Source organism: Flavobacterium sp., assembly GCF_965277525.1.
Classification (GTDB): Bacteria; Bacteroidota; Bacteroidia; order Flavobacteriales; family Flavobacteriaceae; genus Flavobacterium.
In genome coordinates this window covers 816,471-839,668 of record NZ_CBDIDC010000009.1, presented here as the reverse complement: position 1 = coordinate 839,668, position 23,198 = coordinate 816,471, and the positions used below count along the sequence as shown (strand labels likewise).

Annotated in this window: 13 protein-coding genes, 2 tRNA genes and 2 rRNA genes; 14 read left to right on the top strand and 3 right to left on the bottom strand. The window is 38.0% G+C overall.

The features are described 5' to 3' along the window. Window positions 1-8: 8 nt before the first annotated feature. The 7 genes from ACQY44_RS20525 (at window position 9) to ACQY44_RS20495 (ending at window position 12,624) form a co-directional block, all read left to right on the top strand. Window positions 9-1,523, top strand: coding sequence for a SusD/RagB family nutrient-binding outer membrane lipoprotein (locus tag ACQY44_RS20525; RefSeq protein ID WP_428232131.1), 1,515 nt, complete (start codon window positions 9-11; stop codon window positions 1,521-1,523). Between the two features lie 443 nt (window positions 1,524-1,966). Continuing rightward, a complete protein-coding gene (locus ACQY44_RS20520; RefSeq protein WP_428232130.1) occupies window positions 1,967-3,955 on the top strand; it encodes a beta-mannosidase in 1,989 nt (662 codons plus the stop codon). A 167-nt stretch (window positions 3,956-4,122) separates the two neighbouring features. Then, window positions 4,123-6,387: a GH92 family glycosyl hydrolase gene (locus ACQY44_RS20515; RefSeq protein ID WP_428232129.1), complete on the top strand. Its 2,265-nt coding sequence runs from the start codon at window positions 4,123-4,125 to the stop codon at window positions 6,385-6,387. Window positions 6,388-6,549: 162 nt separating this feature from the next. Then, on the top strand, window positions 6,550-8,835 hold the full coding sequence (locus ACQY44_RS20510) for a GH92 family glycosyl hydrolase (protein ID WP_428232128.1): 2,286 nt from the start codon (window positions 6,550-6,552) through the stop codon (window positions 8,833-8,835). Between the two features lie 4 nt (window positions 8,836-8,839). Further along, window positions 8,840-10,300 carry a glycoside hydrolase family 125 protein gene (locus ACQY44_RS20505; protein ID WP_428232127.1) on the top strand — a complete coding sequence of 487 codons (1,461 nt, stop codon included), beginning with the start codon at window positions 8,840-8,842 and terminating at the stop codon, window positions 10,298-10,300. A 134-nt stretch (window positions 10,301-10,434) separates the two neighbouring features. Continuing rightward, window positions 10,435-11,337 (top strand): ROK family protein, encoded by a 903-nt coding sequence (locus tag ACQY44_RS20500; RefSeq protein ID WP_428232126.1) that lies wholly within the window; start codon window positions 10,435-10,437, stop codon window positions 11,335-11,337. 282 nt (window positions 11,338-11,619) lie between these two features. Beyond that, the gene (locus tag ACQY44_RS20495; RefSeq protein WP_428232125.1) at window positions 11,620-12,624 is read left to right on the top strand and encodes an isoaspartyl peptidase/L-asparaginase family protein; all 1,005 of its coding nucleotides are present in this window, start codon (window positions 11,620-11,622) and stop codon (window positions 12,622-12,624) included. A gap of 304 nt (window positions 12,625-12,928) precedes the next feature. Here ACQY44_RS20495 and ACQY44_RS20490 read toward each other — a convergent pair whose 3' ends face one another. After that, the gene (locus ACQY44_RS20490) at window positions 12,929-14,131 is read right to left on the bottom strand and encodes an MFS transporter (protein ID WP_428232124.1); all 1,203 of its coding nucleotides are present in this window, start codon (window positions 14,129-14,131) and stop codon (window positions 12,929-12,931) included. A 202-nt stretch (window positions 14,132-14,333) separates the two neighbouring features. Then, window positions 14,334-14,930: a TetR/AcrR family transcriptional regulator gene (locus ACQY44_RS20485; RefSeq protein ID WP_428232123.1), complete on the bottom strand. Its 597-nt coding sequence runs from the start codon at window positions 14,928-14,930 to the stop codon at window positions 14,334-14,336. A gap of 352 nt (window positions 14,931-15,282) precedes the next feature. Here ACQY44_RS20485 and ACQY44_RS20480 point away from each other — a divergent pair, with 352 nt between their 5' ends. Both ACQY44_RS20480 and ACQY44_RS20475 read left to right on the top strand, forming a co-directional pair. Then, a complete protein-coding gene (locus tag ACQY44_RS20480) occupies window positions 15,283-16,020 on the top strand; it encodes a class I SAM-dependent methyltransferase (RefSeq protein ID WP_428232122.1) in 738 nt (245 codons plus the stop codon). A 34-nt stretch (window positions 16,021-16,054) separates the two neighbouring features. Beyond that, window positions 16,055-16,531 (top strand): N-acetyltransferase family protein, encoded by a 477-nt coding sequence (locus tag ACQY44_RS20475; protein WP_428232121.1) that lies wholly within the window; start codon window positions 16,055-16,057, stop codon window positions 16,529-16,531. A gap of 165 nt (window positions 16,532-16,696) precedes the next feature. On the opposite strand, the gene ACQY44_RS20470 is transcribed toward ACQY44_RS20475, so the two are convergent. Continuing rightward, complete coding sequence (locus ACQY44_RS20470) at window positions 16,697-16,924, bottom strand: helix-turn-helix domain-containing protein (protein WP_428232120.1); 228 nt, start codon at window positions 16,922-16,924, stop codon at window positions 16,697-16,699. A 128-nt stretch (window positions 16,925-17,052) separates the two neighbouring features. Between ACQY44_RS20470 and ACQY44_RS20465 the strand changes: the two genes are divergently transcribed. From ACQY44_RS20465 to ACQY44_RS20445, 5 genes are all read left to right on the top strand, one after another. After that, complete coding sequence (locus ACQY44_RS20465) at window positions 17,053-17,394, top strand: hypothetical protein (protein WP_428232119.1); 342 nt, start codon at window positions 17,053-17,055, stop codon at window positions 17,392-17,394. Window positions 17,395-18,200: 806 nt separating this feature from the next. Further along, window positions 18,201-19,714, top strand: a 16S ribosomal RNA gene (locus tag ACQY44_RS20460). A 122-nt stretch (window positions 19,715-19,836) separates the two neighbouring features. Further along, a tRNA-Ile gene (locus tag ACQY44_RS20455) sits at window positions 19,837-19,910 on the top strand. A gap of 110 nt (window positions 19,911-20,020) precedes the next feature. Further along, window positions 20,021-20,094: transfer RNA gene (locus tag ACQY44_RS20450), tRNA-Ala, on the top strand. Between the two features lie 199 nt (window positions 20,095-20,293). Further along, a 23S ribosomal RNA gene (locus ACQY44_RS20445) occupies window positions 20,294-23,175 on the top strand. The 16S and 23S rRNA genes sit together here with 2 tRNA genes alongside, the layout of an rRNA operon. The last annotated feature ends 23 nt before the right edge of the window (window positions 23,176-23,198 follow it).

Genomic DNA, 23,198 nt, shown 5'->3' with positions numbered 1-23,198 from the left:
ATTGAAAGATGAAAAATAAATTTATAAAAATATTCTGTATCGCAATTGTTGGTGCAATGACATTAGCTTCATGCGATAAAGGATTCGAGGAAATGAATACGAATCCAAATGCTTTGACAGATCCGGCTGTAAAATCAATGTTTACCCTTGCTGAGATTTATGTCGACGGACAAGATTTTTCTAATACCAGAGGAAATAATTATTATGCGGCTCAAATCGTTCAGCAATTTTCTTCATTAGGAGGACCGGGCTCAAAATATACCTATTCTTCTGAATATTCAGGGGCACTTTTTGGAGAGTCATACGGTAAAGGACTGAATCAGATTTTTCAGTTGATGTCTGTTGTAAAAGAGACACCTGAAAATTCGAACATGATTCAGGCGCTAAGAATCATGAAAGTATTGATGTTTCAAAAATTGACAGATACTTATGGTGAAATTCCTTATTTCGAAGCAGGAAAAGGATATAACGGTAATGTCTTCTCCCCAAAATATGATACACAAGAAGCGATTTACAATGATCTTTTAAAAGAGTTAGACGAAGCCGGTGATGCTTTAGATGCGAATAAAGCCTTTGTAGGAAACGCTGATCTTTATTATCAAAGTGATGTTGCCAAATGGAAAAAATTAGCCAATTCAGTGATGTTGAGAGTAGCAATGCGTTTGTCTAAAGTAAATCCTGCAAAAGCGCAGCAATATGTAGAGAAAGCAGTTGCAAAAGGAGTGTTTACTTCAAATGATGATAGTCTTGTTTTAAAACATGATGCAGGTCCTGCAGGAGTTAAAACAAATCCAATTACTTCTTCATGGGTTAGAAACGATTTGAATGGAGGAGATGGAAATGTAAAATTCAGCAAAACGTTTATTGATCTGTTAAAAAACAATAATGATCCACGTTTAAGAATTTATGCTAAGCTGGAAGCTACAGGAGATAATGCTCCGGCAAGTCAGCAAGGTCTTGCCAATGATGCAAAAGAATTCCCCGGTGGAGACAAAAAAATGTTCTCTGATCCTAACACTTCTACCGTATTGCGTTTAGATGCGCCTACTTTGCTAATGTCTTATGCTGAGGTACAATTTATATTGGCAGAAGGCGCTGTAAAAGGCTGGAATGTTGGCGGAAATGCACAAAGTTTTTACGAAAACGGAGTAAAAGCAGCCATGCAGATATTAACTATTTTTGGAGACAAAGTACCAGCTGTTTCAACAGTTGAATACAACGCTTACATTGCAGCACATCCTTTTAAAGCTACAGGAACAGATGCTCAAAAAATCGAACAGATTATAACTCAAAAATGGATTGTATTGTTGTTCAATGGTTTCGAAGCATTTTCAGAATACAGAAGAACCGGATATCCTGTTCTGGTTCCGGTAAATGATCCTACGGGAGAAACAAAAGGAACTATCCCTAGAAGATTAATTTATGATCAGTCAGAGTTAATAACAAATGCTGCTAATTATAAAGAAGCAATTTCACGTCAGGGGTTGGATTTAATGACAACCAGAATTTGGTGGGATAAATAATTAATTTGGTTAGGTTAGTTAAAATAAGTCGGATGGGATATTACATCCCGTCCCGGCTTATTTTTAAGTTTCTATTTTGATTTTCATTAAATTAGAGGGATGTATCACAAATTTGTTCAGCAGCTTTTAAATCTTTTTTTTCGCAATTGAGTAAATACTCTTGCTGAAAAAAAAGAATTACTTTCAAAAGAACATACAATAGAAGAATAGCAACTTTTTTAAGATTTAGAAAATACACAATCAGCAACCTGCAATCAGCAATCTAAAATAAAAAATTAAGCTTGGCAGCCGTAAAAAAAGGAAATAATTTCTGGATATTTTGTTAGTTACTTTTATTCTGTAAAATAAACCTAAAGAGAAGGAGATGCTGTAAAAAGTAATGATCCTTCTCACACTGCCAACAATTAAATAGCAAATAGAAATTAATTTAGTATTCGGTTAGAATGAAATATAAAAAAAGAGTTTATTGGTTTGTTGGCATTTGTCTCGCCAATTTTGCATTGGCGGCAAATGCTCAAAATACAGATCTAAAAACAGGATGGCAATACCGTGAAACTAAAACCACAAAATGGTATCCTGCAACAGTTCCGGGAGAAATTCATACAGATTTGTTGAATAATAAAGCAATTCAGGATCCATTTTACAGAGACAATGAGAAGAAATTAGTGTGGATCGAAAAGAAAGATTGGGAATATAAAACTACTTTTAAGGTAACTCCGGCTACGCTAAATAAAAAAAATGCAGAACTGGTTTTTGACGGTTTAGATACCTATGCAACAGTATACCTGAACAATCAATTGGTTTTAAAAGCCGATAATATGTTCCGTCAATGGAGAGTTGATGTAAAGAAAATAATAAAATCAGGCAATAATGATTTAGTTGTGGTTTTTAAATCGGCACAAAATGTAGTCGATTCATTGGCCAAAAAAGATCTTCCATTTGTAATTCCGGATAATCCCCGTGCTTATGTACGAAAAGCGCAATATCATTTTGGATGGGATTGGGGACCAAAATTCACCACTTGCGGAATTTGGAAAACGCCACGATTAGAAGCTTATGATACAAAAGCTCCTGAGAAACCTTATGTATTAGACCGCAAAATCGAATTGGTACAAGAGCCTGATAATGTTGGTAAAACATTTTATTTTAAAATAGATGGAAAACCGGTGTATATGAAAGGCGCTAATTATATTCCGTCAGATGCTTTTCTTTCCAGAGTAACCAAAAAAGAATACGAAAAAGTAATTGGTATGGCCAAAGATGCCAACATGAATATGCTGCGTGTTTGGGGCGGAGGCATTTATGAAGACGATTATTTTTATGATTTATGCGATAAAAACGGAATTTACGTCTGGCAGGATTTTATGTTTGCCGGAACAATGGTACCGGGAGATGATGCCTTTTTTGATAATGTAAAAAAAGAAGTGCAGTATCAGGTAAAACGTTTACGCCATCATAAAAGTATTGTTTTGTGGTGCGGAAATAACGAAATCGACGAAGCCTTTAAAGATTGGGGATGGCAAAAAAGCATGAAAATGTCTAAGCAAGACTCGACTCGTTTATGGAAAGATTACGTTCGTTTGTTTCAGGATAGTATCCCGAAATGGGTAAAAGAAGTCGATAACAAACGCCCGTATATTAGTTCTTCGCCATCATTTCATTGGTCGAAAGCAAAAAGTTTAACCGAAGGTGACAGCCATTATTGGGGAACCTGGTGGGGACTAGAAGATGTTGAAGCCGTACAAAATAAAACGGGACGTTTTGTGAGCGAATACGGAATGCAGGCAATGCCCAATTATTCTTCTATCGAAAGATTTACGCAGGCTGAAGACCGATATTTATATTCGGATATTTTGCAGGCACATCAAAAAGCCGGAAAAGGATTCATGAAATTAGATTCGTATCTGAACAGGTATTTTATTGATTCAACCAAAATAAAGAAAATGAATGTCGAGGATTATACGTATCTGACGCAGTGTTTACAATATTATTCCCTTAAAAATATTATTGGAATCCACCGCTCAAAAGCACCTTATAATATGGGAACATTGGTTTGGCAATTGAATGATTGCTGGCCGGTAGCAAGCTGGAGCGTCACCGATTATTATGATCGCCAACCCAAAGCAGCCTGGTATGCCATGAAGGAAGCGTATCGGGATGATAAAACTCCGGAAATTGATTTAACTCGTCCAATTAATTTAAAATTGAATGATCCAAAAATCACTTGGGAAGTACAAGGAAATAAACTGATTTTGAAAGCCTCAAAATTGGCCAAATATGTAAACGTCTCCATAAAAGGATATACCGGAAAATGGAGCGATAATTATTTCGATTTAAAAGCAGGAGAAGAAAAAATAATTACGTTTGAAGGGAAAATAACAAAACCAGAAGTGAAAATTTATTCTCTTTATGATGTTTTAGCAAGGTACTAAAGTTCTTGGATTTTAGGGACAGAGGTTCAAAGGAACAAAGAGACAAAGGTTTTTTGTAGAGTCGCACACTAGTGCATCTGCTTTGTGGCCTTTGCGTATCCCGATAGCTATCGGGATTGCGTGCTTTGCGGTTAAATTTTGCACAAGTCAAATAAAAAATAAATAAAATGATTACAAAATACAAACACATTGTTTTCGCTATAATTATGCTGGTTAATTTACCGGCAATTTCGCAGGAAAAGAAAGCAAAACAAACCAATATAGATTACACACAATATGTAAATCCGTACATAGGTTCCGCAGGACACGGACACGTATTTGTGGGCGCGAATGTTCCTTTTGGAGCAGTGCAATTAGGGCCTGTAAATGTTTTTGAAGGTTGGGATTGGTGCAGCGGATACAACTATGCCAGTAACACAATTCTAGGATTCACGCACACGCATTTAAGTGGAACCGGAATTGGAGATTTAAATGATATCCTGTTACTTCCTGTTTCAGGAAAAGTGCCACTTACCAAAGGAACAAAAGAAGATATGGCAACTGGTTACGGTTCTTATTTTTCTCATAAAAATGAAGTAAGCAAGGCCGGATATTACAGTGTTTTATTAGACAAATATAAAATCAAAGCAGAGTTAACGGCTAGCGAAAGAGTAGGTTTTCATAAATACACTTTTAATGCCACTACAGATAATCACGTTTTATTAGATTTGGCAGACGGAATTGGTTGGGATAAACCAGTCAAAACTTTCATAAAAAAACTAAACGAAACAACCCTTGTAGGATATAGATATTCTGCGGGTTGGGCTGCCGATCAACGTATATTCTTTACAATCGAATTCTCAGAGCCAATTTCAAATATGGCATTGTATGACGATAAAGCCGCTGTTAAGGGAAATGAAGGTGAAGGATTGAAAATGAAAGCAGTTTTAGATTTTGCAACTCTAAAAAACAAACAGGTTTTAGTAAAAGTTGGAATCTCTCCGGTAAGTTATGAGAATGCTTCCGCAAATATCAAAACAGAGATTCCAGGTTGGGATTTTAATGCTGTAGCAAAAGAAGCGACTTCAAAATGGAATAAAGAATTGAATAAGATACAAATCAAAGCAGATGATAAAACAATGAAAGTTTTTTATACTGCTTTGTATCACACCATGTTTGCGCCATCAATTTTCAATGATGCAAACGGAGATTACAGAGGGACAGATAAAAAAGTATACGAAAAAGCAAATTTTACCAACTATACGACTTTCTCACTTTGGGATACATATCGTGGTTTACATCCTTTATACACGATTACGCAGCCAAATAAAATCAACGATATCGTGAAGTCATTTTTGGCAATCTACGAACAACAAGGCAGATTACCGGTTTGGCATTTAATGGGGAATGAAACCAATACCATGAACGGAAATCACTCAATCGCCGTGATTTTAGATGCTTACATGAAAGGATATAGAGATTACGATACAGCATTGGCATACGAAGCCATCAAAAAAACAGCGATGCAAACGCGTGACGGAATGGATTATGTTCAGAAATTAGAATATATTCCTGCTGATAAAATGTTAGAATCTGTTGGAAATGCTTTAGAATATGCCATCGATGATTATTGTGTGGCGCAAATGGCAAAATCTTTAGGCAAAACAGATGATTATAATTATTTCACCAAAAGAGCCAATTTGTACAAATTGTATTTCGATAAAGAAACTACATTTATGCGTGGAAAATTAACTGATGGAAATTGGCGAACACCATTCAATCCACTTTCATCAGCGCATCGTAAAGACGATTATGTAGAGGGAAATGCGTGGCAATACACCTGGTTAGTTCCTCAGGATCCTTATGGTTTAATCGAATTATTTGGAAGTGAAGATAAATTCTTAGCCAAATTAGATTCACTTTTCTTAATCACAGACAAAGTAGAAGGCGAAGAAATTTCACCAGACATTAGCGGATTAATTGGTCAATATGCACAAGGAAACGAGCCAAATCACCATATTCCATACTTGTACGCTTATGCAGGACAACCTTGGAAAACGGCAAAACTAATTCGTGAAATCGATGATAAATTCTACTCGACAAAACCGGACGGATTATGCGGAAACGAAGATTTAGGACAAATGTCCGCCTGGTATGTTTTCTCTTCAATGGGATTCTATTCCGTTAATCCTGCAAACGGAGTTTATGTTTTAGGAAGCCCGTTGGTAAATTCAGCAACAATTCATCATAAAGAAGGGATTTCGTTTACATTGAATGCCATTGATAATAGCAAAACCAATATTTATATTCAAAAAGCAGAGTATAACGGAAAACCTTATACAAAATCATACATCACGCATGATATGATTGTAAAAGGAGGGGAGTTGAAATTGTTTATGGGAAGCAAACCATCAACAACTTTTGGAGTGAAAAAAGAAGATAGACCGCTTTAATTTTAGATTTTAGAATATAGAATATAGAATATAGATTTTAGAATATAGAATATAGAATATAGAATATAGAATATAGAATATAGAATATAGATTTTGGAGGCAGTTTTTCAGTCACAGTTTACAATTTACAGATCACATTTCACAAAATACAATTCACACAAAATGAAAATAAAGAGTTTAATTTTTTTAGGGGTATTACAATGTTGCGTTTTTGTAAATGCACAAGTTAAAACTATAGATCCTGTAGAATATGTAAATCCTTTAATGGGAACCCAATCATTACACAGTCTTTCGAACGGAAATACCTATCCTGCCATTTGCCGGCCTTGGGGAATGAATTTCTGGACACCGCAAACCGGGAAAATGGGTGACGGATGGGCGTATATTTATACCGCCGAAAAGATTAGAGGATTCAAACAAACGCATCAGCCATCGCCGTGGATGAACGATTACGGACAGTTTTCGATTATGCCCGTAACCGGAAAATTGACTTTTGAAGAAAACGAAAGAGGAAGCTGGTTCAGTCATAAAGCTGAGGTTTCTAAACCCTATTATTACAGCGTTTATCTTGCTGATTATGATGTTACAACCGAAATTACAGCAACCGAAAGAGCGGCACATTTTCAGATTACATTCCCGGAAAATGAGAAGTCTTCGATTGTAATTGATGCTTTTGACAAAGGATCTTATATTAAAATTATTCCTTCAGAAAATAAAATTATAGGTTATACAACCCGTAATAGTGGTGGAGTTCCGGAGAATTTCAGAAACTATTTTGTATTACAATTCGATAAGCCATTTGCAACTAATTATACGTGGCACGATAAAGTTCTTGAAAAAGATAAACTAGAATTAAAAGACAATCATGTAGGTGCAGTTGTTGGTTTTAAAACCAAAAAAGGAGAAATCGTAAACGTAAAAGTTTCCTCGTCATTTATTAGTGCGGAACAAGCTGAGTTAAATTTAAAGAATGAATTAGGAACAGCATCTTTTAATGAAACCGTGGCGCAATCCAAACAAGAATGGAATAAAGTCTTAGGAAAACTAACTGCCGAAGGTGGAAGCGAAGAACAACTCAAAACTTTTTATTCGTGCTTATACCGTACCGCTTGTTTTCCGCAGAAGCAATATGAAGTAAATGCAAAAGGAGAAATCGTGCATTACAGCCCATATAATGGTAAAGTATTGCCAGGTTATATGTTTGCAGGAACAGGATTTTGGGATACTTTCCGCGCTTTATATCCTTTGTTAAATTTAGTGTATCCTTCTATAAACAAAGAAATGCAGGAAGGATTAATCAACGATTATAAAGAAGGCGGTTTTTTGCCGGAATGGTCAAGCCCGGGATTTAGAAATGTAATGGTGGGGAACAATTCGGCATCTGTAGTTGCTGATGCTTATATCAAAGGATTGCGAGGATATGATATCGATAAATTATACGAAGCCTTATTGCACGGAGCGAATAATGAAGGGCCATTAGAAGCTGTAGGCAGAAAAGGAGTAGAATATTACAACACTTTAGGCTATGTTCCTTATGATGTAAAAATCAACGAAAATGCAGCCAGAACATTAGAATATGCTTATGATGATTTCACGATCTGGAAATTGGCGAAAGCCTTAAACCGTCCGAAAAAAGAAATCAGTTTATACGAAAAGCGAATGATGAATTATAAGCATCTTTATAATCCTGAAATCGGTTTAATGAGTGGTAGAAATAAAGACGGAAGTTTTCCGAAAGATTTCAATCCGTTTAAATGGGGAGATGCTTTTACCGAAGGAAATGCATGGCATTACAGCTGGAGTGTTTTTCATGACATACACGGTTTGATTGATTTAATGGGCGGAGAGAAAAAATTCACTGCAAAATTAGACGCTGTATTTACAACACCTCCAATTTTTGACGATAGTTATTACGGGGCAGTAATTCACGAAATCCGCGAAATGCAAATCATGAATATGGGGCAATATGCACACGGAAATCAACCCATTCAGCACATGATTTATTTGTACAATTATGCTGGCGAACCTTGGAAAACACAATATTGGTCTCGTGAAGTCATGAACCGTTTGTACAAACCAACTCCGGATGGATATTGTGGAGACGAGGATAACGGACAAACTTCGGCTTGGTATGTTTTCTCAGCAATGGGATTCTATCCGGTTTGCCCGGGAACAGAAGAATATGTTCTTGGAGCACCATTATTTAAGAAATTAACTCTGGAATTAGAAAACGGAAAAAAATTAGTAATCAATGCTCCAAACAATTCAGAAACCAATAAATATGTTCAGGATTTAAAATGGAGCAATGCCACTCATACTAAAAATTACATCAATCATTTTGATGTGTTAAAAGGTGGTGAGTTAAACTTTGACATGAGCAGCCAGCCTAATTTACAAAGAGGAACAGATAAAAGTGCTTTTCCATATTCTTATTCAACTTCAAAATAAAACGATGCAATCACGTAGAAAATTTATAAAAAACACAGGGATTTTTTCAGCAGGATTATTAGCACTTCAAACCGATGTTTTCGGAATGAATTCAGATGCTTTTAATTTTGCATTAAAAGATTTTATTACCAAAAGACCACCATTAGCCGAAAGAAAATTTACGAGTAAAGCTGTTGAAGCAGCAATCGTAAGAATCAAAAAGCAAATCGCAAATCCGGAATTGGCCTGGTTATTCGAAAACTGTTTCCCAAACACATTAGACACAACCGTAGATTTTGAAATCATCGACGGAAAACCCGATACCTATGTCATTACAGGCGATATCGATGCCATGTGGCTACGTGACAGTACCGCGCAAATATGGCCGTATATTCCGTTTGTAAAAGAAGATAAAAAACTGGCAGAATTGGTAAAAGGAGTAATCAACCGCCAGACAAAATGTATTTTGCTAGATCCTTATGCGAATGCTTTTTATAAAGATTTTAATCAGGTAAGCGAGTGGAAAAATGACATGACCAAAATGCAACCTGGTATCCACGAACGCAAATGGGAAATTGATAGTTTATGTTACCCAATAAGACTGGCCCACGGATATTGGAAAGAAACAGGAGATATCAGTATGTTCGACAGCAAATGGAAAGAAGCGATGCTGTTAGTACTGCAAACTTTCAAAGAGCAACAACGCTGGACGGATAAAGGCCCGTATAATTTTCAGAGAGTAACGGCTTGGGCTACAGATGGCGTACCTTTAGGCGGTTACGGTTATCCGGTAAAACCATGCGGATTAATCGTTTCGACTTTTAGACCAAGTGATGATAGTACTTTGTTTGGGTATTTGATTCCGAGTAATATGTTTGCTATTGAAGTGTTAGGATATCTTCAGGAAATTTTCTCTTTACCGGCATTAAAAGACGATAATTTAGTAGCTAAAGCCAAAGAATTACAAGGTCAGGTTCAGAAAGGATTAGAAGAAAACGGAATCATCGATCATCCAAAATTCGGAAAAATCATTGCTTTTGAAGTAAACGGTTACGGAAGTTTCCATATGATGGATGATGCCAATGTTCCTTCATTATTATCATTACCTTATTTAGGCGCCATTGAACCCGATAATCAATTGTATCTGAATACAAGAAAAGTCGTGCTTTCAGAAAACAATCCGTTTTTCTATAAAGGAAAAGCAGGCGAGGGAGTGGGCGGACCTCACACAGGAACAGATACGATCTGGCCTATGAGTATTGTTTTAAGAGCCATTACCAGTGTAGACGAAAAAGAGATAAAAGCGTGTATTAGCAATCTGATCAAAACAAATGCCGATACAGGATTTATGCACGAGTCTTTTCATAAAGACGATGTAACCAAATTTACCAGAAAATGGTTCGCCTGGGCAAATACACTTTTTGGAGAAATGATCGTTCATACCAGCATTCACTATCCTCAAATTTTAAAAGACAAAAACATATAAAAAATAAATTTACCATTAAGAGATTAAGTTTATAAGTATCCTAACAGGTTTTTAAAACCTGTTAGGTATTAATTCAGCCCCAAAAGCCAGATTCAATTAATCCCTTTAATGGTTCAATTCCAAAATACAGAATAATGAATAAAGAATATGCCGTTGGATTAGACATTGGTGGCACACATATTACCGCAGCGGTTATTGATATAACAGATATGAAAGTGATTGATTTTTCGCTGCACAAAGAGTCATTCGATTCTAATATGCCAGTAGAAGAAGTGATGACCATTTGGGAAAAAGCAATCAGGACTTCTGTCGAAAATTCTAAAGTAGAAAATACAACAGGATTGGCAGTTTGCATGCCTGGACCATTTGATTATACCAATGGAGTTTGCTGGATAAAAGGGCAGTCGAAATACGAGCATTTTTACGGATTGAATGTCCGTGATTTGTTTCAGGATAAATTGAATCTTTCAAATGATTTTCCGGTTCTTTTCGAAAACGACGCAGTCTGTTTTGGTAAAGGAGAAGTTTTTAAAGACGCTCAGAATCTTTCTAAAAAAGTAATGGCAATTACATTGGGTACAGGACTTGGAGCTTGTTTTATAGACAAAGGAGAATCGATTAGTACAGGAGATTTGGTTCCAAAAGACGGAGAAATATATGACCTTCCGTACAAAGACGGAATCGCCGAAGATTATGTTTCTGCACGTGGTCTTATTGCTGGTTATTTCGCTTTAAGCGGAAAAAAAATAAACAACGGATTAGAGCTTTTTAATTTGGCTAAAGCCGAAGATAAAGTTGCGATAAAAACATTTGAAAAAATGGGAGAAGATTTAGCTGCAATTGTGACTCCGTGGTTAGAGAATTTCTCAGCAGATAGTTTTATTATTGGAGGGAAAATAGCAAACGCAAGCGAATTTTTCTTACCTGTTTTTAATAAAAAAATAAAAGAAGCAGGAAGCAATGTTAGCGTTTCTATTTCGACAGATAATGAAATAGCAGCATTATTGGGAGCTACAAGTTTGCTTTATACAGCTTAGGTTTTTATAAATTTACATTGCAGATAATTTTTGCCACATATTAAAGGATTTTAAAAGATTTTTTTAATCTGTAGTAATAAATAAAATTTACAATGGAAAAGACTGAGACGACAAAGAAAAAGAGAAATTGGCTTAAAATTCTTGTTGAATTTTTGCTTGATATTATTTTAATGAACAAGTAATGTCATATTCAGATCAGGTGCTAAAATTTTATAAAGTTTATAACATTTCCATGGATAAATCATTAAAATCCTTTAATATGTGGCAAAAAAAAAATTTAATATGACAAATTCAAATCGTAGAAATTTCATAAAAACAGCAGCAATAGCTTCGGTAGCTGTTGCATTGCAATCTTTTAATTCTGATTCAGAAGAAGAAAAAATATTGGTATCTAAAAAAGGAAAAAAGCCTATTGTACTTTCGACCTGGCGATTTGGAATCCCGGCAAACGAAGCGGCCTGGGAAGTTTTAAAAAATAAAGGAACGGCACTTGATGCTGTCGAAGCGGGAGTTAAAATTCCGGAAGGCGATCCCAAAGAAAGAAGCGTAGGATATGGCGGACGTCCGGACAGAGATGGTCGCGTAACGTTAGACGCCTGTATTATGGATGAAAATGCCAATGTCGGTTCAGTGGCTTGTTTAGAATATATAAAACATCCTATATCAGTTGCAAGAGCAGTGATGGAAAAAACACCTCATGTTATGTTAGTAGGAGACGGAGCTTTGCAATTTGCAGTAGAACAAGGCTTTAAAAAAGAAAACCTATTAACAGAAGAGTCTGAAAAAGAATGGAAAGAATGGCTCAAAGACAGTAAATACAAACCTATTGCCAATATCGAAAACCACGATACCATTGGGATGATCGCGCTGGATGCTAACGGAAATCTTTCAGGCGCCTGCACCACAAGCGGAATGGCTTTTAAAATGCACGGGCGTATTGGAGATTCTCCAATTATAGGAGCAGGTTTGTATGTAGATAACGAAATCGGAGCAGCTACAGCCACAGGTCATGGCGAAGAAGTAATTCGTATTTCAGGTTGTCATCTCGTGGTAGAATTGATGCGACAAGGCAAATCACCCCAAAAAGCCTGCGAAGAAGCTGTTGCCAGAATTATAAAGCTCACCCAAAACAGAAAGAAAGATTTAAAAGATATTCAGGTAGGTTTTATTGCCCTGAACAAAGCAGGCGAGTATGGTTCTTATTGTGTTCAGAGCGGTTTTAATTATGCTGTTTATGATGAAACAGGAAACAAATTAATAGATGCTGATTCTTTTTTGAAAATATAGTATAGTAACTCCATCAGGAGTTGGTTGTTTTTATCATGCGTAAAGATCTTTTTGATCTTTACGCATTTTTTTTAGTTAATTCAGAATTTTTGCAGATCGCCATGACCTCCCCTCCCGCACGAATCCTTTCGTGTGGCGCAAAGGAAATCGACAAAGAATAAACCTGTGTCTCGTCCTGAAAGGAGTTTACAAATTTAAACTTAATCCTAAAATAGATACGTTCAAATTAAATATACTTTGAGTTCACGAGCGGGACGCCAGCGCCAGCATTGAATAAAAGTTAGTAAAAATATGGTTTGCTTGCTCAAACCGATTTTCTTTTGGGTATATATTTAGCATATACAATAACAGCCACAACTACAATAAATGTAGCTGTTGCATACAATGTCGCAGGACTGTAAAAATAGATGGCAGCTGCAGCCAGCGGCATAATTACGTTATTTGCTGATTGTATACTCTGGTTCACCCCCTGTAATTTTCCCTGTTGGCTTTCGACAATCGAGTGTGACAATTTCGAGTTATAAGTGGGGTCAAATAATCCTTCGCCGGTAATTATAAAAATGACTGCCAGTGAAATAATAAGTATTGAAGGAACAAATATGCTTAACAGAATGAATCCCAAACCAACTCCAAAACCAACTAAACCACCAATTCCGATATTTCTCTCGCTAAAACGTTTCAATAACCAGGGCAATAACACAGCGCGTGAAATAATTTCACAAATACCAACAAGCGTTAGCATTGTCCCAATAAATGCAGGTCCCCATTTGTAAATATCTTTCAGAAAAATGGTGAAATTAAACTGAAAAATGCCCAATGCAGCAAAAAAAAGCATTCCCACAACGAGTAGTAATTTAACTTCTTTCAGGCTGAATATATCTTTAAAATGCGAAAAGACATTAAAACTATCAAGCGTTAAATGTTTCGCCCTTTTTTCGGGAGCCAAAGATTCAGGTAATAAAAAATACGTCGCCAGACCAGAAAGAAATATTAATGCTGCCGTAACAAAAAAAGGCAACGAAAGAGAAATACTTCCCAGTAATCCGCCCAATGCGGGACCACCCAATTTACCTATTCCCATTGCAGAGCCTATGTAGCCAAACCATTTGGTTCGCTCCTTTGGGTCAGTAGTATCAGATATATAAGCAAATAAAATACTAATATTTCCAGCCGTAAGGCCATCAATAATTCGCCCCAGGAAAAGTACCCAAAGCGCCCCTCCAATTCCAAATAAGACATAACCAATAACAGAACCCAATAAACTCAATATAAGAATTTTTTTTCGCCCATATCGGTCACTTAATGCGCCAAAAATAGGTGCAGCAAAAAAAGTACAGGCTGCAAAAACAGATAAAAGAATGCTCATACCCACAACAATTTGAGGAGCGGGAAGATATTTGCCCACTATAAAGGGCAAAAGGGGCAGTACTATCGACATCCCGATAGAATTCAATAGTACGATCATTATAATGATCCAAAAGATATATTTTTTCGATTTTGTTTTCATGTTAAATTATGATTTAAGAATTTTAATGATCAGCATAGATAATCGTTGTAGATGATTTTTATTTAAAACTGTTTTTAAACCGACCGTTTGGTTTGTATTTGTAAAAAAAATTAAAGCTGGGCAGCAAATTAAACTCGAATTGCTAGCGCAGAAATTTGATCAGGTATTGGTGTTTTGACCTTTTAAAGAGGGAACTTAGAGATCATGATTTAAGTTGTTTATAGAAACTATCCCAAAATCCAATAAGTTTTTTTTGAAGCATTTTTCTATTATTTTTTTCCTCAAGCAGCAACAGGCGAAGGCTAGTTGCATCAACTGAGAATAAAAATAGCTGGGCAATATTTTCATCACTCATTTCAGATTTAATTTCCCCATTTTTCTTTGCCCTGGCGATCACGTTTGACCATATCTTTATTTCCAGAGCATTGTTTTCTGCAAACTTTACTTTTGTTTCCGGAAAGAGTCTTATGGCTTCAAACACCAGACTAAAGTAATTTGCGTTAGTATCACCTTCATTCGCCAGTGCATTTTCTTTTGTGTCGACATGATTAAGATAATCATTGTAAAAAGCCCGTAAGGAACTTTGGTCAAATTGTTCGTATCCAATCAGCATTTGAGTCAGGTAATAAGTCTCCACTATTTCGCGAAATAACTGTTCTTTACTCGAAAAATAGTGATAGAAAGCTCCTTTTGATAAATCTGTAGCTTCGACAATTTCTTTCATAGTGACTTCTTTAAACGTTTTTTTTAAGAACAATTTAAAGGCTGTGTCAAGAATATATTGTTTAGTGTCTTTCATAGAAAACCGACCGTTTGGTCTGCAAATGTATAAAAGAATATTTAAGCCTGCAAAAATATTTTTATTTTGATTGAATATTTGTTTTTCAGATCATTACAGAATAATAATAAGTTTGGTTTTCGGGTGAAAGATTGAAGTATGCTATTATTGGTGAAGTTAATAGTATTAAAAAAGAAAAATAGTTCAATACAGTTGAGGGCAGCTGAAACAATGCTTGTCGAAATAATGTGGAATCAGTTTAAATGAACTTTTTATATATTTGAATATTGGGATTTTTAGAATGGTTATTATAAGTAAAAATCTGAAATCCTTTGGCAAAGGGAAGATGTTTAATGAAAAAGAAAAAAAAGAAATGAAACAAAATATTTATGATGATAGAGAATTCTTTGAAAATTATGCCAAAATGCCCCGCTCGATCGATGGTTTGAATGCAGCAGGAGAGTGGCATATTTTAAAAAAAATGTTGCCGGGTTTTCAGGGGAAAAATGTTCTCGATCTGGGTTGTGGTTACGGCTGGCATTGTATATATGCAAAAGAACAAGGAGCTGAAAATGTAATTGGGGTTGACTTGTCGAAGAAAATGATTGATAAAGCAAAAGAAAATTCAAAACAGGTATCAATTGAGTATCATCAGATGCCAATCGAAGATATTGAATTTGAAAATGAGCAGTTTGATATTGTCTTTAGTTCGCTTACTTTTCATTATATAGAAGATCTGAATGTTATCTTCCGTAAAATCAATCGATTCTTGAAAAAAGGAGGCAGCTTTGTTTTCTCAATAGAACATCCGGTCTTTACATCAAAATCGGAACAAGATTGGTTTAAGGACGAAAGCGGAAAGAGATTGCATTGGCCAGTTGATAATTATCAGGACGAAGGAATAAGGCAAACGAATTTTTTAGGACATCAGGTAATTAAGTATCATAGAACGGTAGCGGGTATATTAAATGCAGTAGTAGAGGCGAATTTCAGTATTCAGCAAGTATCCGAACCCAAGCCATCGGATGAAATTATCGAAAAATATCCGGAAATGAAAGACGAATTAAGAAGACCTATTTTTATGATGGTTGCTGCTCTTAAAAAGAACTAATTTTACTCAAAAAGTATTTACATATATTCAAAACATGGGAATAAATATTAAAGACATACTGATCAGGCCTGCCACGAAAACTGATTTGCCTAAACTTGCTGAGTTTCTGCAGATTCTTGTCGAAACAGAACGTCCGTTCGACCCAACATTAAAAGAGGGAGAAATATTTTACTATGATATAGAAAAACTTATAGAAGATAAGGCGACAGAAATTCTGGTCATCGACCTTGACGATCAGGTTATAGGTTGCGGATATGCACAAATACGAGCTGCAAAAGCATACGAAAAGCATGAGTCATTCGGGTATCTGGGATTCATGTTTGTAAGTCCGGAATTTAGAGCAAATGGGCTTAATCGTCTTTTACTCAATGATCTTAAGAAATGGGTTTTATCTCAAGGGATTACTGAAGTCAGACTTGAAGTATATCATGATAACGAAACGGCAGTTAAAGCATACGAAAAAGCAGGTTTCAAAAAACTAATTACAACAATGCGCTGCGATATTGGTTAATTGAATTAAGTCAATTTTAATGGAGACTTTTGCTTGACCGCTCAAATATGTCGACAACAAGAATGATGATTTGTAAACAGTGTTTACCAATTAAAATCAAAGAAAGCCATTCCATAATGATGGCTTTTTGCTTTTTGTATTAAAATGATCTTAAATATTTTAAAATTATATTGTCGTAAATAATTCTGATATTTCTACGTTCAGCGCTTTACTGATACGAATAAGTTTGTCGATACCCATAATTTGTTTACCTAACATATATCTCCTTAATGCTTCAATATCTAAATCTGAATCATGAGCAACGTTTCTTACTTTAAGATTTTTTTCTTTGATAATCTTTTTTATGTTGCTTCCAACAATTTTTACAGATTCTGGCACTTCAGTTTTTCTCATTTTCTCCTTATTATAAAAGTGAAAAGTATAAGAAAGTAGTTGAAAAAACAGGAACGTATACTTCCAGTCAAATAAGTCTGTTTTTTTGTATATATTTGTTGAGAAAATAAAAGTAAAAAAGGTATATGATGGAAACAAATGAAATTAAAAATTTAAATAATCTTAGAAAGTTAATTGCTCCGTATTTCAACACGCTAAAACCCGCTAATGATACAACAGAGATTTATACGGCTCAAATTAAGCTGGTAAATTATTATGAGCTTGGTTGTGTGATTACCAACATGATCAAATTATGTGTTTTGGCACTCGAACAGGATGCACATAAAATTTCGGGTACCGGTAAAAATCCTTCTATTAATGTGGCGCTTATTTTAGAGATTGCACTCCAGATGTTTCCTATGGATGAATTTGAACTACTAAGTGAAATTAATGAGATGCTTATTTCAGATCCTCATAGTGTAGATGAGTAATAATAACAGAATCAAATTAGACTTTCGTAAGTGTATTTAGAAAGCAACATGTAATTCAAAAAACAAAATACGATCTACCTATATATAGGTGTCAAGATTCACATAAAATGGCTCATCCTATATAATATGTCTGTTGTCATATATTATAGAGTAATCAAAAAATGATGCTTACGGTTGCCAGGTCCATAAAAATGGTACTTCTTCCAAAGTTGATATTACGAAAAACACAAAGCCCTTGCGAAAATTCGTATAAACCCGGAAAAAGGTAAAAGCTTAAGGTTGGTGTTATCAGAGTGTTAAGAAAAAGTTTTAAAAAAGATGGAAATTATATAAACAAAAGGCTTGTAAATGTAAATAAAGAGTGTACTTTTGCACCCGCAACAACGACAGACGTTCACTGAAATACTGGCAGGCACAACGAATCAAAACTGAGAATTTATTTTCAAAAAAGATTTCAAAAAGCTTGCGAGATTTGAAAACAGATGTTACATTTGCACCCCGCAAAATACGGAAAGTTCATTGATAGGCTGGTTGGGAGATGAGAAGAAAAGGAAAAGAAATTTTCTAAAAAAAAACTTCAAAATTTACTTGCCGGTTAAAATAAATTTTCTACTTTTGCACCCGCTTTGAGAAACAAGCGCTATTAAAAAAGAAGACACGTTCGTAGACATATTGAATTGACAGCCGCTTTAACAGAGATGTTAAGGCAAAAGAATAAAGAGTAAGATAATCGAGAGATTAGAAAAGAACCGATAGAGACTGATTCGAATAACAATACGATTTGATGCAAATCAGATCAACAATATACGATGAAGAGTTTGATCCTGGCTCAGGATGAACGCTAGCGGCAGGCTTAACACATGCAAGTCGAGGGGTATAAGTCTTCGGATTTAGAGACCGGCGCACGGGTGCGTAACGCGTATGCAATCTACCTTTTACAGAGGGATAGCCCAGAGAAATTTGGATTAATACCTCATAGTATAGCAGTTTCGCATGAAACCACTATTAAAGTCACAACGGTAAAAGATGAGCATGCGTCCCATTAGCTAGTTGGTAAGGTAACGGCTTACCAAGGCTACGATGGGTAGGGGTCCTGAGAGGGAGATCCCCCACACTGGTACTGAGACACGGACCAGACTCCTACGGGAGGCAGCAGTGAGGAATATTGGACAATGGGCGCAAGCCTGATCCAGCCATGCCGCGTGCAGGATGACGGTCCTATGGATTGTAAACTGCTTTTATACGAGAAGAAACACTACTTCGTGAAGTAGCTTGACGGTATCGTAAGAATAAGGATCGGCTAACTCCGTGCCAGCAGCCGCGGTAATACGGAGGATCCAAGCGTTATCCGGAATCATTGGGTTTAAAGGGTCCGTAGGCGGTTTAATAAGTCAGTGGTGAAAGCCCATCGCTCAACGGTGGAACGGCCATTGATACTGTTAGACTTGAATTATTAGGAAGTAACTAGAATATGTAGTGTAGCGGTGAAATGCTTAGAGATTACATGGAATACCAATTGCGAAGGCAGGTTACTACTAATTGATTGACGCTGATGGACGAAAGCGTGGGTAGCGAACAGGATTAGATACCCTGGTAGTCCACGCCGTAAACGATGGATACTAGCTGTTGGGAGCAATTTCAGTGGCTAAGCGAAAGTGATAAGTATCCCACCTGGGGAGTACGTTCGCAAGAATGAAACTCAAAGGAATTGACGGGGGCCCGCACAAGCGGTGGAGCATGTGGTTTAATTCGATGATACGCGAGGAACCTTACCAAGGCTTAAATGTAGATTGACCGGTTTGGAAACAGATCTTTCGCAAGACAATTTACAAGGTGCTGCATGGTTGTCGTCAGCTCGTGCCGTGAGGTGTCAGGTTAAGTCCTATAACGAGCGCAACCCCTGTTGTTAGTTGCCAGCGAGTCAAGTCGGGAACTCTAACAAGACTGCCAGTGCAAACTGTGAGGAAGGTGGGGATGACGTCAAATCATCACGGCCCTTACGCCTTGGGCTACACACGTGCTACAATGGCCGGTACAGAGAGCAGCCACTGGGCGACCAGGAGCGAATCTATAAAACCGGTCACAGTTCGGATCGGAGTCTGCAACTCGACTCCGTGAAGCTGGAATCGCTAGTAATCGGATATCAGCCATGATCCGGTGAATACGTTCCCGGGCCTTGTACACACCGCCCGTCAAGCCATGGAAGCTGGGGGTGCCTGAAGTCGGTGACCGCAAGGAGCTGCCTAGGGTAAAACTGGTAACTAGGGCTAAGTCGTAACAAGGTAGCCGTACCGGAAGGTGCGGCTGGAACACCTCCTTTCTAGAGCCTCGAGTGTTAGCAGTAATGCACGCTGAGGAAAAAAGAAGAAGCTTTAAAGGTTTTGATTTTGAGAATATTTTACTCTTGCTGTTAGTTCAAATAATAAATTTTAAGAATAAGAGTGTCTCGTAGCTCAGCTGGTTAGAGTACTACACTGATAATGTAGGGGTCGACAGTTCGAGTCTGTCCGAGACAACTATTTTGCTCTTAAAAAAAGGAAATTCTGGAAGTTGGAATTCACCAAAAGAGATTAGAGAAGAATTCAAGAATCTAAAATCTGAATTCTACAATCTAAGATTGAAAAATGGGGGATTAGCTCAGCTGGCTAGAGCGCCTGCCTTGCACGCAGGAGGTCAACGGTTCGACTCCGTTATTCTCCACAAATTTAGTCGAAAGACTAAAGTCTGAAAGTCAAAAGTATGACTTTATGACCTTAGGCTTTACAACTTTCGACATAAATAAAGTTCATTGACATATTGAGATAAGAAAATAATAAAAAGTAGAAAGCGTTTTTGTTATAAGTAGTGATACGAATAATAAAAGACAAAAAAAAACGGTCATATTAATTTATGATTGGTACAATAAGCAAAATAAGGGCGTATGGGGGATGCCTTGGCTCTCAGAGGCGATGAAAGGCGTGATAAGCTGCGAAAAGCTGCGGGGACGGGCACACACCGATTGATCCGCAGATACCTGAATGGGGCAACCCACTATGTTGAAGACATAGTACACCGATAGGTGGGCAAACCCGCTGAACTGAAACATCTAAGTAGGCGGAGGAGAAGAAAACAAAAGTGATTCCGTAAGTAGTGGCGAGCGAACGCGGATTAGCCCAAACCAATGATGTTACGGCATTGTTGGGGTTGTAGGACCACGATATTTTATGCATGCAGAACCGGAAGTTACTGGAAAGTGACACCATAGAGGGTGATAGTCCCGTACGGGTAATAAATGTAATAGATAGTGGTATCCTGAGTAGGGCGGGGCACGTGAAACCCTGTCTGAATTTGGCGGGACCATCCGCTAAGGCTAAATACTCCTGAGAGACCGATAGTGAACCAGTACCGTGAGGGAAAGGTGAAAAGAACCGTGAATAACGGAGTGAAATAGATCCTGAAACCATACGCTTACAAGCGGTCGGAGCCCTTTCGTGGGGTGACGGCGTGCCTTTTGCATAATGAGCCTACGAGTTAACGTTGCTGGCAAGGTTAAGTGGTTTAGCCACGGATCCGTAGCGAAAGCGAGTCTGAATAGGGCGCTTTAGTCAGTAGTGTTAGACGCGAAACCGTGTGATCTACCCATGGGCAGGATGAAGCTGTGGTAACACATAGTGGAGGTCCGAACCGGTTGACGTTGAAAAGTCTTCGGATGACCTGTGGGTAGGGGTGAAAGGCCAATCAAACTCGGAAATAGCTCGTACTCCCCGAAATGCATTTAGGTGCAGCGTTAGTTATAAAGTTATATAGAGGTAGAGCTACTGATTGGATGCGGGGGCTTCACCGCCTACCAATTCCTGACAAACTCCGAATGCTATATAATGTTCACTAACAGTGAGGGCTTGGGTGCTAAGGTCCAAGTCCGAGAGGGAAAGAACCCAGACCATCAGCTAAGGTCCCCAAATATATACTAAGTTGAAAGAACGAGGTTTGTCTGCCCAGACAGCTAGGATGTTGGCTTGGAAGCAGCCATTCATTTAAAGAGTGCGTAACAGCTCACTAGTCGAGCGGACGAGCATGGATAATAATCGGGCATAAGTATATTACCGAAGCTATGGATTTAGAGTTTACTCTAAGTGGTAGGGGAGCATTCTAACAGGGTTGAAGGTGTGTCGTAAGGCATGCTGGACTGGTTAGAAAAGAAAATGTAGGCATAAGTAACGATAATGCGGGCGAGAAACCCGCACACCGAAAAACTAAGGTTTCCACAGCTATGCTAATCAGCTGTGGGTTAGTCTGGTCCTAAGGCGAACCCGAAAGGGACAGTCGATGGCTAACGGGTTAATATTCCCGTACTACTAATTACTGTGATGGGGTGACGGAGTGATGAAAGCGCCGCGAACTGACGGAATAGTTCGTTGAAGTACCTACCTATAAGATCTGCAGGCAAATCCACAGATCTTGGGGAAATACGATAGTACTCGGAGTCTTCGGACAAAGAGATAGTGCGCCTAAGGGCTTCCAAGAAAAACCTCTAAACTTCAGGTAATTAGTACCAGTACCGTAAACCGACACAGGTAGTTGAGGAGAGAATCCTAAGGTGCTCGAGAGATTCATGGCTAAGGAATTAGGCAAAATAGACCTGTAACTTCGGGAGAAAGGTCGCCAGCGCAAGCTGGCCGCAGTGAAGAGGTCCAGGCGACTGTTTATCAAAAACACAGGGCTCTGCAAAATCGTAAGATGAAGTATAGGGCCTGACACCTGCCCGGTGCTGGAAGGTTAAGAGGAGATGTTATCTTCGGAGAAGCATTGAATTGAAGCCCCAGTAAACGGCGGCCGTAACTATAACGGTCCTAAGGTAGCGAAATTCCTTGTCGGGTAAGTTCCGACCTGCACGAATGGTGTAACGATCTGGACACTGTCTCAGCCATGAGCTCGGTGAAATTGTAGTAACGGTGAAGATGCCGTTTACCCGCAGTGGGACGAAAAGACCCTGTGCACCTTTACTATAGCTTAGTATTGACCTTGGATAAATGATGTGTAGGATAGGTTGGAGACTGTGAAGTGGCGTCGCCAGGCGTTGTGGAGTCATTGTTGAAATACAACCCTTTGTTTATCTGAGGCCTAACCCCGTTTTGCGGGGGACATTGCTTGGTGGGTAGTTTGACTGGGGTGGTCGCCTCCAAAAGAGTAACGGAGGCTTCTAAAGGTTCCCTCAGTACGCTTGGTAACCGTGCGTAGAGTGCAATGGCATAAGGGAGCTTGACTGAGAGACATACAGGTCGATCAGGTACGAAAGTAGAGCATAGTGATCCGGTGGTTCCGCATGGAAGGGCCATCGCTCAAAGGATAAAAGGTACGCCGGGGATAACAGGCTGATCTCCCCCAAGAGCTCATATCGACGGGGGGGTTTGGCACCTCGATGTCGGCTCGTCACATCCTGGGGCTGGAGAAGGTCCCAAGGGTTGGGCTGTTCGCCCATTAAAGTGGCACGCGAGCTGGGTTCAGAACGTCGTGAGACAGTTCGGTCTCTATCTACTGTGGGCGTTAGAAATTTGAGTGGATCTGATTCTAGTACGAGAGGACCGAATTGGACAAACCTCTAGTGTATCTGTTGTTCCGCCAGGAGCATCGCAGAGTAGCTACGTTTGGAAGGGATAAGCGCTGAAAGCATATAAGCGCGAAACCCACCACAAGATGAGATTTCTTTTAAGGATCGTGGAAGATGACCACGTTGATAGGCTATAGATGTAAAGGCAGTAATGTCATAGTCGAGTAGTACTAATAATCCGTAAGCTTATGTACACCCTTTTCCCCACACTACGGTG